General features: G+C 71.1%; 15 protein-coding genes. 11 read left to right on the forward strand and 4 right to left on the reverse strand.

All coding sequences use genetic code 11. The features are described 5' to 3' along the window. The 4 genes from J0670_RS11115 to J0670_RS11130 all read left to right on the forward strand — a co-directional run. The coding region (locus J0670_RS11115) for a hypothetical protein (protein ID WP_374223087.1) at positions 1–557 on the forward strand (557 nt) is incomplete at its 5' end. Positions 558–610: 53 nt separating this feature from the next. Further along, positions 611–1,504: a dihydroorotate dehydrogenase gene (locus J0670_RS11120; protein ID WP_207811324.1), complete on the forward strand. Its 894-nt coding sequence runs from the start codon at positions 611–613 to the stop codon at positions 1,502–1,504. After that, the gene (locus J0670_RS11125; protein ID WP_207811325.1) at positions 1,501–2,349 is read left to right on the forward strand and encodes a creatininase family protein; all 849 of its coding nucleotides are present in this window, start codon (positions 1,501–1,503) and stop codon (positions 2,347–2,349) included. Before J0670_RS11120 ends, J0670_RS11125 begins: the two co-directional genes overlap by 4 nt. Further along, positions 2,346–3,659: an NtaA/DmoA family FMN-dependent monooxygenase gene (locus J0670_RS11130; protein ID WP_207811326.1), complete on the forward strand. Its 1,314-nt coding sequence runs from the start codon at positions 2,346–2,348 to the stop codon at positions 3,657–3,659. The genes J0670_RS11125 and J0670_RS11130 overlap by 4 nt, the downstream gene beginning before the upstream one ends. A gap of 144 nt (positions 3,660–3,803) precedes the next feature. On the opposite strand, the gene J0670_RS11135 is transcribed toward J0670_RS11130, so the two are convergent. Further along, on the reverse strand, positions 3,804–4,169 hold the full coding sequence (locus J0670_RS11135; protein ID WP_307806472.1) for a helix-turn-helix domain-containing protein: 366 nt from the start codon (positions 4,167–4,169) through the stop codon (positions 3,804–3,806). A gap of 89 nt (positions 4,170–4,258) precedes the next feature. Between J0670_RS11135 and J0670_RS11140 the strand changes: the two genes are divergently transcribed. The 6 genes from J0670_RS11140 (at position 4,259) to J0670_RS11165 (ending at position 10,005) form a co-directional block, all read left to right on the forward strand. Beyond that, positions 4,259–5,866, forward strand: coding sequence for an MFS transporter (locus tag J0670_RS11140; protein ID WP_243436856.1), 1,608 nt, complete (start codon positions 4,259–4,261; stop codon positions 5,864–5,866). A 368-nt stretch (positions 5,867–6,234) separates the two neighbouring features. Then, complete coding sequence (locus tag J0670_RS11145; protein WP_207811327.1) at positions 6,235–6,627, forward strand: hypothetical protein; 393 nt, start codon at positions 6,235–6,237, stop codon at positions 6,625–6,627. Beyond that, positions 6,627–8,360 carry an alpha/beta hydrolase gene (locus tag J0670_RS11150; protein ID WP_207811328.1) on the forward strand — a complete coding sequence of 578 codons (1,734 nt, stop codon included), beginning with the start codon at positions 6,627–6,629 and terminating at the stop codon, positions 8,358–8,360. The genes J0670_RS11145 and J0670_RS11150 overlap by 1 nt, the downstream gene beginning before the upstream one ends. Next, positions 8,357–8,980, forward strand: coding sequence for a hypothetical protein (locus J0670_RS11155; RefSeq protein ID WP_207811329.1), 624 nt, complete (start codon positions 8,357–8,359; stop codon positions 8,978–8,980). The genes J0670_RS11150 and J0670_RS11155 overlap by 4 nt, the downstream gene beginning before the upstream one ends. Before the next feature lie 39 nt (positions 8,981–9,019). Continuing rightward, positions 9,020–9,499, forward strand: a complete 480-nt coding sequence (locus J0670_RS11160; protein ID WP_207811330.1) for a hypothetical protein — start codon at positions 9,020–9,022, stop codon at positions 9,497–9,499. 62 nt (positions 9,500–9,561) lie between these two features. Continuing rightward, the gene (locus tag J0670_RS11165) at positions 9,562–10,005 is read left to right on the forward strand and encodes a GNAT family N-acetyltransferase (protein WP_207811331.1); all 444 of its coding nucleotides are present in this window, start codon (positions 9,562–9,564) and stop codon (positions 10,003–10,005) included. 179 nt (positions 10,006–10,184) lie between these two features. Here J0670_RS11165 and J0670_RS11170 read toward each other — a convergent pair whose 3' ends face one another. The 3 genes from J0670_RS11170 to J0670_RS11180 all read right to left on the reverse strand — a co-directional run bounded on the left by J0670_RS11170 (position 10,185) and on the right by J0670_RS11180 (position 13,165). Beyond that, complete coding sequence (locus tag J0670_RS11170; RefSeq protein ID WP_207811332.1) at positions 10,185–11,573, reverse strand: DUF4157 domain-containing protein; 1,389 nt, start codon at positions 11,571–11,573, stop codon at positions 10,185–10,187. A 289-nt stretch (positions 11,574–11,862) separates the two neighbouring features. Further along, positions 11,863–12,363, reverse strand: a complete 501-nt coding sequence (locus J0670_RS11175) for an SMI1/KNR4 family protein (RefSeq protein WP_207811333.1) — start codon at positions 12,361–12,363, stop codon at positions 11,863–11,865. A gap of 61 nt (positions 12,364–12,424) precedes the next feature. Continuing rightward, positions 12,425–13,165 carry a CPBP family intramembrane glutamic endopeptidase gene (locus tag J0670_RS11180; RefSeq protein ID WP_207811334.1) on the reverse strand — a complete coding sequence of 247 codons (741 nt, stop codon included), beginning with the start codon at positions 13,163–13,165 and terminating at the stop codon, positions 12,425–12,427. Between the two features lie 232 nt (positions 13,166–13,397). On the opposite strand from J0670_RS11180, the gene J0670_RS11185 reads away from it, so the two are divergent. Then, the coding region (locus J0670_RS11185) for a hypothetical protein (RefSeq protein ID WP_207811335.1) at positions 13,398–15,428 on the forward strand (2,031 nt) is incomplete at its 3' end.

Raw genomic sequence — 15,428 nt, forward strand, 5'->3', positions numbered from 1 at the left:
GCTCCCGCACCGGAGCGAAGCCCTCACAACAGTCCGGCCTGCTCGCAGGGCTCGACGTCTTCGTGGGCGGACCGATCCAGCACGCCATCCTGGAGAACGGTTTCGTCAATCACTTGCAGGACGCGATCACCACGGCGATCGGAACCGTTCGGGACAACGGAGCGAATGTCTTCTCGGCGCACGTCGTGGAGAAGTTCGGGGCCGAAACGGCGGCGTTCACCCCGGAGCAGGTCTCCGTGCGTGACTTCCGCTGGATGAAGAAGTGCGACGTGTTCGTGCCCGTCCTGCCGGTGCTGGAGGACGGGACCCTGCGGCGCACGGACGGCACCCACGTCGAACTCGGCTGGGCCACGGCCATGGGGCGTCCCATCGTCCTGATCGCCAAGCAGCCCTTCGTCGACTCCGCGAGCCACCTCCTGAAGGGGCTGCACCGCGTCGGGTTCGTCCAGGCCATCGACTTCGACGAGTTCACCGAGAAGCCGGCGCTGCTCATCGACGCCGTGCTCGCCGCCACCGAACGGCAGCGCGAGGCCGTCAGCGCGAGCCTCGTCGCCTGACCGACACCCGCCCTCACCCCCCACCTGCCTCATCCGCCGGACGGAGACATCGAGTGCCCGACGCGTCGATCCTAGGCCTGCCTCTGGCCAACCCCGTGATCGTCGGATCCGGACTGCTGACGGACCAGGAGCGCAACATCCGCCGACTCATCGAGCGGGGCGCCGGAGCCGTCGTCACCAAGACCATCCACCCCAACCCGCCGCAAGGCCTCGACGAGCGGATCATCCGTCTGCCCGTCGGGATGCTGAACAGCACCACCTACTCCAAGCGATCGGTCAACCACTGGCTGGACGTGCTGCGTTCGTTCGCCGACGACCGGCTGCCCGTCATCGCCTCCCTCCACGCCGACACCCCGGCCGAACTCGCCGCCCTGGCCAAGGACGTCGAGACGACCGGCTGCCAGGCCCTGGAACTGGGCATCTCCTGCCTCAACGAGGAGGAGGGGCTGGAGGACGACAACCCCGACCGGGTCTACGCCTACACCTCCGAGACCCGCGGCAGGACGACACTGCCGATCTCCGTCAAGCTGGCGGTCGGCGAGGGGCTCCAGGACCGGGCGCGCGCCGCCATCGCGGGCGGAGCCGATGCCATCACCCTCAGCGACACCATCGGCGGCGCGGCCGTGTCCCCCGAGACCGGGGGGCTCGAACTGAACGGCGTCTTCGGCTACTCCGGCCCCGGCCTCAAACCGCTCGTCCTCGCCGCCGTCTGGCAACTGCGCAAGAGGGGCGTCGAGTTGCCCATCATGGGCTGCGGGGGAGTGAGCAGCGGCCGCGACGTGGCCGACTACCTCAGCGTCGGGGCGAACGTGGCCCAGGTCTACACGGCGCTGCACACCGACATGTACGAGACGCTCGAACGCATCGTGGCGGAGACCCGGGAGATCACCGGCTCCTCCGCCACCGCCCCGCTCCCGACGGAAACCCCCCAGGAGGCGGCGATATGACCGCCCGACACTCCGGTGCCCCGCTGCTCACCGACCTGACCAGCGCCCAGGTCGCCGACGCCGTGCGCGGACGTACCGTCGTGTGGCCCATCGGGGCGATCGAGCAGCACGGCCCGCACCTGCCGCTGTCCGTCGACCTGATCCTCGCGGAGGCGTTCGCCACCGAGATCGCGAAGGAACTCGACGCGTTCACCCTGCCCGCGCAGGCCGTCGGCGCCCGGTCCCTGCCGCAGAGCGGCGGCGGGCTCCACTTCCCCGGCACGGTCTACGTGGCCGGCGACACCCTCATCCGCTTCCTGCGCGAGACGCTCACGGCGCTGTCGGCACTGCCCATGGCCCGCCTGATCGTGGTCAACGGGCACTACGAGAACGAGCCGTTCCTCTTCGAGGCGCTGGACCAGGTGCGGGAGCAGGGGCTGCTGGACAGCACGGAGGTCTTCGCGTTCAGCTGGTGGAGCCTGGTCCGGGACACCTGGACCGGTGCGGAGATCCCCAGGTTCCCCGGCTGGCACGCCGAGCACGCGGGAGTCACCGAGACGAGCCTCATGCTCCACCTGCGACCCGACCTCGTCACCGACGAGCGCCCCGACCACGACGATCCGCCCCGGGCGGGTGTCTACCTGCACCCCGTCGACGTCGGACAGACCACCAACCGCGGAATCCTGTCCTCGACCTCCGGCGCGGACGCCGGCCTCGGGGAGAAGCTGCTGCGCCATGTCGTGGACGAGGCGACGGCCATGGTGCGCGACGGCTCCGGGCTGCTCCTCGCCCAGGCCCACCCGGACCGCCGCCGCCCGGCCCCGCAGCGCCGAACCGCCGCACCTCTCGAAGGGAAACAGCCGTGACCCGGAAGTTCCACCTCGCCTGCATCTTCAACTTCACTCCGGACGACTGGCAGGGCCCCTTCGGCACCGGAGGCTCACCCTGGGACGGCAGGTTCCACACGGAGGTGGCCCAGGCGCTCGAACGGGCCTGCTTCGACTACGTGATCATCGAGGACAAGCTGATGGTCCCGGAGAGCTACGGCGGTTCCACCGAGCGGGCGCTGCGGCAGGGCATGGTCGTCCCCAAGCACGACCCGGTCCCGCTGGCCGTCGCGATGGGCCTCGCCACGTCCCACCTGGGGATCGTCGCGACCCTGTCGACCCTGGCGTACCCGCCGTTCATGACCGCGCGCCTCGCCTCGACGATGGACAGCATGCTCGGCGGGCGCTTCGGCTGGAACATCGTCACCAGCGCCGAGGACCTGGCCGCGCAGAACTTCGGACTGGACAAGCTGCCGTCACGGGACGTCCGCTACGCCATGGCCGACGAGTACGTCGACGTCGTCCGGCAGCTCTTCGCCTCCTGGGACAAGGACGCCGTCGTGCTCGACCGGGAGAAGGGGATCTACGCCGACCACACCAAGGTCCGCCCGATCCACTTCAAGGGTGAGCACTTCAGCGTGCGGGGCCCGTTGAACACCGTGCCCTCCCCGCAGCACCGGCCCGCGTTCGTGCAGGCCGGGGCCTCGCCCCGGGGCCGGGTCTTCGCCGCGCGCAACGCCGACTCGGTCATCGCCATCGCCAACGGGGTGGAGGGGATGAAGGAGTTCCGGGACGACGTGCGCAAACACGCCGAGGCGGCCGGCCGCGACCCCGACGACGTCAAGGTCCTGTTCTGCGTGACGCCCACGCTCGGCGAGACGGAGCAGGACGCACGGGACAAGCACGAGCGGATGATCTCGTCGCCCCGGTTCATCCACGACGTCCTCGCCGAGACCTCCGCACTCACGGAGATCGACTTCGCCCAGTTCGACCTCGATCAGCCCCTGCCGCACCGGCTCCAGACCAACGGCGAGCAGGGTTCGCTGGACCAACTCCAGCAGTGGGGCAGCGGCAAGACGCTGCGGGAACTGGTGATGGACGCCGCCGGCGGCCTGGTCTCCTCGGTGGAACTCATCGGCACACCCGACCAGGTGGCGCAGCGGATGGGGGAGGTGATGGAAGAGGTCGGAGGGGACGGCTTCATGCTGACGACCCCGGTCCTGCGGCTGAACCGCCACTGGGTCGCCGATGTCACCGACGGACTCGTGCCCGCGCTCCAGCGCCGCGGGCTGACCCGGGCCGCGTACACGCCCGGCCACACCTTGCGGCAGAACCTCGCGGAATTCTGAGCCCGGCGGCAGGCTGCTGGTGGTGAACATCGGCAGATCCGCGGCGACGGGTCCACGGCCACGCGGCCCGCGCCTGGCCTACGACGAGGTCCACCGCACCCTGTGAGAGCCGTTCGGCCCCGGCAGCCGCCCACCGTGCCACGGTCAGGCGGACTCGCCGGGATCGGACGGCGCCGCACGGCGCACCGTGTCGCGGTACCAGCGGCCCCACGTGTCCAGTTGCTCCGTGATGGAGTCCAGCGTGTGGCCGACGTCGGTGAGCGCGTACTCGACCCTCGGCGGCACCTCCCGGTACACCGTCCGTTCCACCAGCCCGTCCGCCTCCAACTCCCTGAGCTGACGGGTCAGCATGCGCTGGGTGACACCCGGCAGGGCGCGCCGCAGTTCGCCGAAGCGGTGGGTTCCCGAGACCAGTTGCTTGAGGATGGCCAGTTTCCACCGGCCGCCGAGGAGCTCCATGGCGAACTCGACCGCGCAGTGATCCGAGGTTTCTTCGATGTTGGAACGCACGCCTGACCTCCATTGGTATACAGCGTGGCACTAGGGGACACGAATGACCGTACTTGCGGCCCGCGTTGGTACTTCCGGAAGCTGAGACTATGACAGAGAGCAAGATGCCCGCCGCGGCCGGATCAGTTGCCGGGAAGGAGCGTGCGGAGCATTCGACCGACTCCGGGCAGCAGGGCGGGCCGGCCCTTCCCGCACGGCAGCGGTGGCTGGTGCTGGCCGTGGTGTCGGGGAGTCTCTTCCTGTGCGGCATCGACCTCACCGTCCTGCACGTCGCGGTGCCGAGCCTGAGCCGGGACCTCGAACCGAGCCCGGCCCAACTGCTGTGGATCGTCGACGTCTACTCGCTGACACTGGCCGCCCTCCTGGTGACCTGCGGCACCCTCGGCGATCGCATCGGCCGGCGCCGCATGGTGCTCAGCGGCTTCCTCGCCTTCGGTCTCGCCTCCGCGGCGGCCGCCTTCTCGACCTCGACCGTACAACTCATCGCCGCCCGGGCTGCATTGGGCGTCGGCGCGGCGATGATCATGGCGTCCACGGTGGCGATCATCCGGGTCGTCTTCACCGACGACCGCGAACGCGCCATGGCGATCGGCATCTGGACCTCCGCACACAGCGTCGGGGCCACGATCGGCCCGCTGGCCGGCGGTCTGGTCACCGAGAAGTGGGGCTGGGGAGCGGTGTTCCTCATCAACGTCCCCGTCATCGTCGTCATCCTGATCGTCGGCGCCCGGGTCATCCCCGAGTCACGCAACCCCGAACCCCGCCGCTGGGACGTGACCAGTGTCGTGCTGTCCGTCACCGGCCTGGCCGCCGTGGTCTACGCGCTCAAGCAGGCCGGTGAACACGCGGGGGTGAACGCCGTCATCGTCCTCACGGCCCTCGCCGGCAGCGCCCTGCTCTACACCTTCGTACGACGCCAACGGCGCATCCGCGAGCCGCTGTTGGACTTCACCCTCTTCCGCGAACGCCGCTTCACCACGGCCACGCTGTGCGTCATCGGCTGCTTCGGCAGCTATGTCGCCCTCCTGTTCTTCCTCACCCAGTGGCTGCAGCAGGTGGGCGAGTACTCGCCGGTGCGCGCCGGGCTCGCGCTGATGCCACTGGCCGGTGCCAACGCCCTCGGCGCGGTCACGGCCCCCTGGGCGGCGAACCGGTGGGGAAACCGCTGGGCCCTCACCGGAGCGCTCTCCCTCTTCGCCGTCGCGTACGCCGCCATCGCGGTCGTCGGTGACGCCGCGCACTACGGCGAACTCCTCGTCCCGCTGCTCGCCGCCGGGTACGGCGCCGGCATCGTCATGACCCTGGGCGCCGACTCCATCATGGGCGCCGCGCAGCCCGAGCGGTCCGGGGAGGCGGCCGCCATCCAGGAGACGTCCTTCGAACTCGGCGCCGGGCTCGGCGTTGCCGTCCTCGGCGCCGTCCTGACCGCCGTGTACCGCACGGGCCTGCCCGACGTCCCGGGCCTCTCCGGAGAACAGCAGGCCAGGGCCGGGGAGTCGTTCGCCGCAGCGGAGGACGTCATGGCGCACCTGCCGTCCCGGACCGCCCACGCGGTGCTGCAGTCGGCCCAGCTGGCCTACGACCGGGGCTTCATCGCGGTGTCGGTGATCGCGGCGATCGGCCTGGCCGCCACCGCACTCCTGGCTGCGGCCCTGCTGCGCCCCCGCCCGGCCGCGAAGCAGGCCGGCGAGGACTGACCGGCCTCGGACGACCAGGCGGCCCCCAGCCGGCAATGCCGGTTGGGGGCCGCGGCGTGTGACGGGAGCGTTGGCGGGTGGTGTCCCGCCGAGTGCAACGCCAGTGCACTGAGGATGTGTGCGCCCGGCCCTGCCCCGCGAACGAGGGGAGGACTCGGGGCTCTTGACCAACCCTCACCGGATCGGCCGGCCGGCCGGCAGCGTAGTGGCCCCGGGCGGACCGTAGGCGAACGGGCCAAGTCTGCTACCTTCTCCGTGCACAATGTGGAACCGGCCAAGCGTGCGATTCACGTACAAGGCGGCGCATGTCCCGCCGAGGTGGTTCCTCGGGCGCGGTGCGGGTTGACCAACAGGGGGGCAAGAGGGCCATGAACGCGTATGCCAGCTCGGACGGGCCGGTCGGGCCCGTCGGTCCCCTCGGGCCGTACGCCATCTCACCGGCTGCGCCCGGTGTCGGGCAGACGTTCGGGGTCAACCCGGCGGACCTGGACGCGGCGGCCAAGGCCGCCAAGGACACCGGCGAGGCGATGCCGAACGAGCTCAAGGCCATCCACGAGCCGTCGGACGCCGCAGTCGCCGCCCTGTCGGGCTGGCGGGTCGGTGCGTCGCTGAAGAACTGCACGGCCGCGTGGGAGGAGTGCCTGAAGAACCTGGCCACCGAGATCGACCAGGTCAGTCTCAAGCTGGGCCAGACCGCGGCCGGCTACCGCGACGCCGACCACAACAACGCCGTCAGCCTCTCCCCGCAGGCGGGGAGCTGATGGTCACCCTCGCCCAGCTGCGCGACGTCGACCTGTCCGGCCTGGGGCCGGCGGCCACCGCCTACGACACCCTCGCCGGCAACTTCAACAAGCACGTCCAGACGATGCAGCACGAGGTCACCAAGCACGTCTTCAGCGCGAACTGGGTCGGCAACGCCGCCGGTGCCGCCAACGCCTCCCTGCAGCGCACCAGCACGCGTCTGGACGCGGCGCACACCGAGATGTCGGCGGTCTCCGGGCTGCTGCGCGAGGCCTCGGACAGCCTCCTGCTGGCCCAGTCCAAACTGCGGGAGGCGCTGCAGGAGGCGACGAACCTGGGGCTGACCGTCTCCGACGACGGGACGGTGACCTGGCCGCCGCCGGCCAAGGCCGAGAGGAACGACCCGGGGTACAACATCCCGGAGCAGGCGCGGGCCTTGGCCGACCGGATATCCCGCGCCGTCACCGAGGCCGACACCGCGGACCAGAAGGTCGCCAAGCTGCTGGACGATCTGACCGCCCGGGCCCGCAACGGCACCGGTCTGGAAACCGACAAGGCCGCCGCGGATCTGAAGGCCGTCACCCAGCAGGGGATCGACCTGATGGCGGCCGGGTTCCCGCCCGCCGGCTCCCCGGCCACCGAGGTCAACGCCTGGTGGAAGGGCCTGACACCCGATGAGCAGCAGCGCCTCATCGAGACCCACCCGGACCTGCTGGGCATGCGCGACGGTATTCCCGCGGTGGCCCGCGACCGGGCGAACCAACTGAACCTCGCCAACCTCATCGACACGTACCAGCGGAAGCCGAACCCGACGGACGACGAGAAGCAGAAACTCGAGGGTTTCCGCGCGATCGAGAAGAAGCTGAAGGACCGCAAGGATCAGCCCCCGCCCATGTTCCTGCTCGGCGTCAGCGAGGAGGGCCAGGGCCGCGGCATCCTGTCCTACGGCAACCCGGACACCGCGAAGAACGTCAGCGCGTACGTGCCGGGACTGGGCACCAAGCTCTCCGACGTCGCCAACAAGGACGGCGACCGGGCCCTGAACGTGTACACCGCCGCGCGCATCGCCGACCCCAACGCGTCTACCGCTTCGATGGTCTGGCTCGGCTATGACCCGCCGCCGGGTCTGGAGAAGCTCGCCGACGGCGACATGCGGCCGCTGGAAGTGACGGGGACCGACCGCGCCGCCAAGGGCGGTGCCTCCTACGACAAGTTCATGGCGGGCCTGCGCGCCACCCATGACGGGCCGCCCGCGCACCTGGTGGCCCTCGCCCACAGCTACGGCTCCACCACGGTGGGCCTGGGCGCGCAAATGCCCGGCGGCAATGGCGCGGACGACATCGTCCTCGTCGGCTCCCCCGGCACCGGCGCCGACAAGGCCTCGCAGTTGCACATCGACCCCAAGCACGTGTGGGTCGGCGACGCGGAGAACGACCCCGTGAGCCATCTGCCGGCCGGGTCGCGTGTTGCCAACGACGTGGCTCTCTTCCCTGCCCTGGGGCCCTTCGGCGACGAGGTGTACAAGTGGTACGCCGGTGACAACCAGCTCTGGTTCGGTCAGGACCCGGCCAGCAAGGAGTTCGGCGCCAACCGCTTCGTCGTCCCGGACGGGGACGTGAAGAGTTCCCACTCCAACTACATGGAGCAACCGAACCCGGATGCCAAGCCGGGTGACCCCGCAGTCTCGGTCAACAACATCGGCCAGATCGTGGCGGGCAAGTACGACAACGTCACTAGGCAGGAGCAGCGATGACCGCACCCTCGAACAGGCCGCTGCTACCGCGTCTGGTCGCGGCCGCCGCACCCACGGCACTGGTGTTGGCCCTGACGGGCTGTAGCGCCGTCACCTCCACCGTCGCCTCCTACGTTCCCGTGCCCTCCAGCTCGCTGGTGCCGCCCGAGCAGGCGATGCGCGCCCTCGACACCCTCCTCGACGACTCCCTCAGCCAGGTCCAGCCCCGCCTGCAGTACTGGGACGCCTGGCCCAGCTCCACCGAGCAGGGAGGAGGGATCGACGACCACTCCCTGGGCTACGCCGTCGCCGCCCGTGACCGCCACATCACGACCAAGGTTGCCCCGGCCAAGTACGCGACCCTGCTCGGCATGGTCGAGCAGGGCTGGAAGGCCAAGGGCTACACCGTCGCCACTCCCGCCGGCTCCATCCTGCCCTCGCTGGCCGCCCGCTCCCCGGACGGCTACAGCGTCACCATCACCATCTACACGTACGGCAACATCAACATCAGCGCGTCCGGCGGCCGGATCCCCGTCATCCGCGACCATGACCCGTTCGGCACCCCCACCCCCGTACCGGTCACGACCAATGGCGATCCCGACATCCTCCCCAAGCACGACGACCCGTTCTGGTCCGTCTGATCACCGACCCGATCCCTCCCCCGTTCCGAAAGCCTCCGCATGACCCCCGAACAGGCCGTCCAGGCACTCGACGCGCTCCTCGACGAGGCGATGTCCGCCATCCGTCCCCCGCTGCGGTACTGGGACGGCTGGCCCCGCTCCACCGAGCAGACCGCGGGACCGGACGACCACTCCCTGGGCTACGCCACCGCCACCCGCGACCGGTACGTCATGACCAAGGTCGCCCCCGCCAAGTACGGCGCACTGCTGGGCATCACCGAACGAGGCTGGCAGGCCCACGGGTACCGGATCACCGCCGTCAACCCCCGCCAGCCCGCCATGTTCGCCGCCACGCCCACCGGCCACGGTGTGTGCATGCTCTTCGGCGCCGCCGGCAACATCGCCTTCCAGGCCGTCGTCGGCCCCATCCCCGTCATCCGTGACCGAGACCCGTTCGGCACCTACGAGCCCGAGCCGACCCTGCCCAACGGCAACCTCGACATCATCCCCCGGTACGACGACCCGTTCTGGTCGCACTGAACGCCTCCGCCGATGTTCGGGGTGGGGGAGTGCGCCCGGACGCTCCGGCTACGCTGCGACGCATGCAGCACGAGATCCGAAACGCCTCTCCCGAAGACCTTCCCGCCATCAACGCGATCGGCCGCGCCTACTCCGACGGGGGCTGGGAGATCGCCGAGACCGGGGGCACGCTTGCCCTGGACGACGCCGAGTGCGTCCTGGTCTGCCGGTACGACGGTCAGGTGGCCGGATGGCTGTACACGACTCTCGGGGCGAGCGGCAGGATCGTCGTCGAGCGGGTCATCATCGATGCCGAACACCGGAAGCGCGGTGTCGGATCCGCGCTCCTGGACGAACTGGCACGGCTGTACCCGGACCGCTGCCTCGTCGCCGGCGTCGGCTTCGGTGCCGAGGAGCGGTCCTTCTACGAAGGGAACGGGTTCCTGCCCGCCGACGACCCCGAGGAGCCCATGATCAAGCCGGCCGCCGCCCAGGGCAGGTGCTGCTCGTTCCGGTCGGAGGCCTGACGGCCTTCCCGGGGCCGGGGCGTACCGCCCGTCGGGGCTGATGGTGACGTCCAAGTCGGTGTCGGTGAGCCGGCCCGGGCATGGGGAGAGCCGAACGCCGGGCGGACCGGAGGTCGACGAGACCGTCTCCGCGGCGATCGGCTCCCACCAACTCTCCGACAGTGGACGGGTGTTGGAGGTTACATGAGCTTCCGGCGTCCGGTCTCCCCCTTGAGACCGCCCACGTTGATCGGCTGGAGGATGACGGTGATCGCGCCCGCCGAGAAGTGCTGCACCGGGCCGCCGGTGTTGCGCCCGTGGAAGCTGTGCGGCAACGCCTGCCCGTTGGTGGGGTCCGTGCCCGCCGTATACATGTCGACGATGCCCTCGTGCCCCTGGCGGGCCTTCGCGTCGTTGCCGTCCGCGGCCTGCTCCACGGTGATGTGGTCATCGCCGTCCACGGCGACCACGGCCGCCACGTGGTAGGGCCACCCGCTGGTGTTGGCGGGTCGCTCGTAGTTCCCGTGCCACGCGGTCTCCACGATGGCGAACGCCTGGCCGGGGCCCGGCCGCTCCTCGCCGTTCGCCTGCGGGCCGCCGGGCCTGGCATTCGCGTAGGCCGTGGCGCCCTCTGCGTTCTCCCTCTCGCTCAGGCCGAACTGGCCGCCGCCCAGGGCGAATTCGCTGGCGTCCTGCCCGAGGGCCAGCCGCTGCTGGTGCATGATCTCCTCGGCGGTGTGGGCACAGTCCGCGAGGAAGGACGTCGACGGCTCGTACTCCGCGTACGTGCGCCCGGCGATCTGCCCGCTCTGCCCGGTCGGCGTGCAGTACCGGGGCGCCGGGGCGCCCTCCGCGACCCAGATGACGGTGGTGTCCACCCCGGGCTGGACGGTCATGAGGTAGAGGCCGCTCTGCGAAACCCGTGCGGGCCCCAACTCGGCGGTGTTGACCTCGGCGAAGCGCTGGACGGCCGTCACACCGGTGCTCCGCTCTACGGGGGCACCGTGGAGGCCTTGGTCGCTCTGTTCGGGCGTCCGCCTCATCACCCGCAGGGCATTGGCCTCGGCCTCGCGCTCGAAGCGGTCACCGGGGTCGGAGATGCTCAGTCCCGACCCGTCGTCCGTACCGGCCACCGGACCGTGGCGCTGCTGGATGACGTGCGTCAGCTCATGGGCGAGGGTGTGCTTGTCGCCGCCGCCGTCGCCGATCACGATGTGGCTGCCGGAGGTGTAGGCCCGGGCGCCCACCTCGGCGGCGGAGTCGCGGGCCGCGGAGCCGGTGTGCAGCCGGACGTCGGAGAAGTCGGCGCCGAGGCGGGACTCCATCTCCCGGCGCAGCGACTCCTCCAGCGGCCTGCCCGCCGTGCGCAGCACGTCGTGCACGGCGGACCGCTGCACCGGCCCAGCTGTGTGCTGATGGCTCCGGCCCCGCTGGAGCATCCGGACGACGGCCGCGTTGCCGGCGGTGCGCTGCAACCCGAGAAGTGCATCGGGCACCTGCCCGCTCGAAGCCACCCCCGGCCGCGCGACGGCACCCCTGGCGGTGCGCTGCGGCTGCTTGTCGTCCTTCGCCGGCTCTTGTGCGTGCATGGAACTCCGCTCGTAGGGCTGGCAGTTGCGCCGTGCTCTCCCTACATACCCGGTGCGGCGCTCGCTGGTAAGGGGCATACGGGCACGATGCGCTGCCCGTTCGGGCAGCGTGCCCGCCCTGGCGGGTACCGGGGGAGGCCTCCCGGGAACGTGGGTACCCACCAGCGCGCTCCGGGCCCGCTTCCGTCATGTGCGCAGCGATAGCCACGCGTGTATGCCTGCCGGTGGTGCTGAAAGAGCTCGGTCGCTTGTTCAGGGGCGGTTCAGGCGCGGCGGCAGGGGCGTTCCGTCAGCAGCTCATGCAGTCCGGGCAGTCGGTTTCGTCGAGCGGCGCCGGGAAGTTCTCCAGGTCGTCCAGCCAGCCCGTGAGCCGCTGGGCCAGCGTGAGCGGTTCGGGGAAGAGGGAGTGGCGCAGGCACGAGCCGTGTGGGTCCCAGCCCCACATCTGCCCCTCGGGGGTGCTGAAGTCAACGAGTGACCAGATCGCGCAGCCCCAGGTCAGCAGGGGTACCACCGGCGTGGGATAGTCCGCGCCATAGCCCTCGCGCCACGCGAGGTAGGCCTCCAGCATGGGCGGTTCGTCCCGGTCCTCGGTGAGGGACAGGGCGCTGTTCCCGCGGCCGAAACCGCCGTCGGCGACTTCGAGGTAGATCCGCCGGAGCAACGGCGGCATTCGATGTCCCACCGCGGCTTCAAGCTGGGCAGCGGCTTCCTGCGAGGCAGGCGGCGGCAGCGTTCCAGGCCGAGCCCGTTCACGGATCCTGCGGATGATCTCGTCGTCGGTGGTCATGCGGTATTGGTATCAACCGCCTCTGTCAGCCTGGTCCATCAGCTGCTCGTCTGAGCAGCGGTCAGGTACCGGCCGTCGGTGTGTTCTTCCCGTACCAGAGCAGCAGCGCCAGGCCGAGCCCGAGGTCGACGAGCATGCCCAGGGCCTGTAGCCAGTCGGGGGGCCCGCCGGGGACGTAGAGCTCTGTGTAGTCGGAGAGCGCGTGCAGGAGGACCAGCGGCCAGATGCTGCCGATGACCAGGCGGGCCGCGCACAGGCAGAAGCCGAACAGGCCCGCCTCCAGCATCTGCCAGAGGGTGCCGGTCAGCGAGTGCGCACCGAAGAACAGGTAGTTGTCGAGATGCTCCGCCCCGAACAGGACCGCCGTCAAACTGGCGGCTCGCAGCGCCCCCAGCGGTCGTGCCACCTCCAACACCAGTGCGCGGCTGGAGAGTTCCTCGCTGACCCCGATACTGAGGACGAGCAGAACCCCGCCGATCAGCGTGGGCGTGCTGCCCGCGATCCCGGGCAGAGCGGTGAGCCCTGCCACGACCACCAGCGGAAGCAGCACCGGCCATCGACGCAGTTCGCCCGGGCCGGTCACTCCGCCCGCCCGGAGCATGCCCCACGCCTTCAGCAACACCAGCGTGGGCACGGCGGCCACGAGGTTGACCACTGTCGCCCCCAGCTGAGGGAACCAGCCGGGCGCGAGAGCGGGCAGTAGCTTCGCCACCGCGACGACCGTGGCCGGCCAGACCAGCGCGACCTCCACGGCGCCGATGGCGGCGTGACGGCGTACATGGGCTCCCCACCCTGTCAGCATGAGGCGATCGTAGGGCCGAGTTCGGTGCCGGGGAATATCGCGGGCGAGAGCCGCTCCTGCGTGCCCGTGCTGACGGCAGCCGGCCACAGCCGAATGCGGTGCCCTGCGGGTGTCGTCCGCGCTCCTGACCTGGGGGGCCTCCGTTCGCCCGTTCGTCGTCCGGTAGATTCTGCGGCCAGTTGATCGGCACACGAAGCGGCTGCGGCCGCAGGTTCGACACGGGGGCTGCGGGATGGGGACCGGACAGGGGCAGGGCAGGCGGGTGGCGGACCTGCTGGAGTGCTGGCGGGCCATCGAGTTGTTCAGCCCGCCCACCATTCCGGAGGTGCCACGCAAGCGGCGTGCGGGCAGGCCCCGGGCCTCCGATCCGATCGTCGTCGACCTCACGCCGGCCGCCGGCCAGGCCGTGCCGGTGCTGCCGTGGGCGTCGGAGCATCCCGAGACGGCGGCGTGGCGGGCACCGCGCGGGATGGTGTGGCGGCACGAGGTGTACGGCGGGGTGTTTGACCTGGAGCTGCTGCGTCAGGCGATGATCGCGGTGCTGCCCAAGGACACCGATCCGAATCCGGGGGTGCCGGACGAGGAGCTGGTGCTGTCGGGGAAGAGCGCGATGTTCGCGCTGGTCCTGGACGAGCACGGGCGGCCCGTGGACGGCACGTCGGTGGTGTCCGCGTGCGCCTGGGCGACGGGCCGGCTGTTCGACCCGGGGCCGTCGGCGCCGGGGTGGCTGGACGGTTTCGAGGAGTTGGGCGAGGCGTTCGAGGTGGCGGTGGGCCAGCTGGCCGCCGCGCCGATCACCTACACGGCCGGGCAGCGCCCGCAGCCGGTACCGGGGCGCTCCGGCCCGTACGGTCTGCCGGTCTTCCGGTCCGTGGACCCGGCGCCGCTGCCGGAGGACGCCTCGGCCCGCGGCTGGCAGCAGCTGCTCGCGCAGATCCTGGGCGCAGCCGCGGTGGCGGCGGTCGGGGCGCTGTTCGGCGAGGTGGCGGGTGCGGCGGTCCAGGGGGCGACGGAGCCGCTGGTGCGCCGGGTCTCGGACTGGGTGGCGGCCCGCCGTCCGGTGCAGGACGTCACCGGGCCCCAATCCGATACGTCCGAGGCTCCGGAACCGATCGAACCCGTCCCCACCACCGAAACCACCGAAACCACCGAAGCCACCGAAGCCACCGAAGCCCCCGACGCCCGATCCGTCGCACTCGCCGACCTCGTGGCCCTGACCGCCCAGATCGCCCACCTCTGCGGCGTCCAGGACCGCCTCGACCCGCGCATGATCCGCGTTCGGAGCCGGCTCGTCCACCTCCCGCGCGATCCCGAGGCCAAGCCCGTCTCCCCGCAGCCGTTCCTGAACAGCCTCCTGCCGCCCGACCTCGCCCTGGTCCGCGCCGCCCTCAAGGACGGCAAGAACGGCAAGAACGGCAAGGACAGCAAGGGCGGCGGCAACGGCCTCGGCCCCGCCCTGGACGCCTACCTGACCGCGCGCAGCGACATCCCCGTCCACACCCGTACCGACCTGCGCCAGGACCGCCCGGCCGTCCTCGACGGCGTCGCCCCCGCCCTCGTGCCCGCCGGCCGCTGGCCCGCCAAGGCCCGGCACCCGCTCGCGCTCAGCCAGCAGTTCGCGGTCAACCGAATCCTGGCCGACCGAACACGAGCGGACAGCACCGGAACCGGCGACGCCGAAACCGACGGCGGCCTCTTCTCCGTCAACGGCCCGCCCGGGACCGGCAAGACCACCATGCTGCGCGACCTGGTCGCCGCCCTCGTGGTCGAGCGGGCCACCGTGATGGCCTCCCTCAAGCGCCCTGACGACGGGTTCGTCGGCCGGGCCTGGCGCGGCAAGGACCGGCAGAGCCGCCACCAGCGCTTCGTCGCCGCCCTCGACCCCAGGCTCACCGGCTACGAGATCGTGGTCACCTCCTCCAACAACGGCGCCGTGGAGAACGTCACCGCCGAACTGCCCGGCGCCTCCGCCCTCGACGAGCACTGGCACGACGGCCCCGACCACTTCTCCGACCTCGCCTCCGCCCTGCTCGGCGGCGAGCCCGCCTGGGGCCTGGTCGCCGCCGTGCTCGGCAACAAGGGCAACCGTACGAAGTTCGCTCAGCGCTTCTGGTGGGGCCGTCTGCCCGAGGACGAGGCCGACGCGCGCACCGCCCAGGGGCTCGCCCCGCTGCGCGGCATGAACGCGCTCCTCGCCGACTGGACCCCGCCCGGCGCCCCGAGACCGGCCCGTACGCCACGCAGCAGCAACGGGAGCAGCAAC

This window comes from Streptomyces sp. FH025 (assembly GCF_017427025.1).
Taxonomy (GTDB): Bacteria; Actinomycetota; Actinomycetes; order Streptomycetales; family Streptomycetaceae; genus Kitasatospora.

Coding starts and splice junctions, on each gene's coding strand:
- J0670_RS11125 (WP_207811325.1), top strand. CDS start 1,501: ATGACCGCCCGACACTCCGGTGCCCCGCTGCTCACCGACCTGACCAGC.
- J0670_RS11140 (WP_243436856.1), top strand. CDS start 4,259: ATGACAGAGAGCAAGATGCCCGCCGCGGCCGGATCAGTTGCCGGGAAG.
- J0670_RS11145 (WP_207811327.1), top strand. CDS start 6,235: ATGAACGCGTATGCCAGCTCGGACGGGCCGGTCGGGCCCGTCGGTCCC.
- J0670_RS11150 (WP_207811328.1), top strand. CDS start 6,627: ATGGTCACCCTCGCCCAGCTGCGCGACGTCGACCTGTCCGGCCTGGGG.
- J0670_RS11155 (WP_207811329.1), top strand. CDS start 8,357: ATGACCGCACCCTCGAACAGGCCGCTGCTACCGCGTCTGGTCGCGGCC.
- J0670_RS11160 (WP_207811330.1), top strand. CDS start 9,020: ATGACCCCCGAACAGGCCGTCCAGGCACTCGACGCGCTCCTCGACGAG.
- J0670_RS11165 (WP_207811331.1), top strand. CDS start 9,562: ATGCAGCACGAGATCCGAAACGCCTCTCCCGAAGACCTTCCCGCCATC.
- J0670_RS11170 (WP_207811332.1), bottom strand. CDS start 11,573: ATGCACGCACAAGAGCCGGCGAAGGACGACAAGCAGCCGCAGCGCACC.
- J0670_RS11175 (WP_207811333.1), bottom strand. CDS start 12,363: ATGACCACCGACGACGAGATCATCCGCAGGATCCGTGAACGGGCTCGG.
- J0670_RS11180 (WP_207811334.1), bottom strand. CDS start 13,165: ATGCTGACAGGGTGGGGAGCCCATGTACGCCGTCACGCCGCCATCGGC.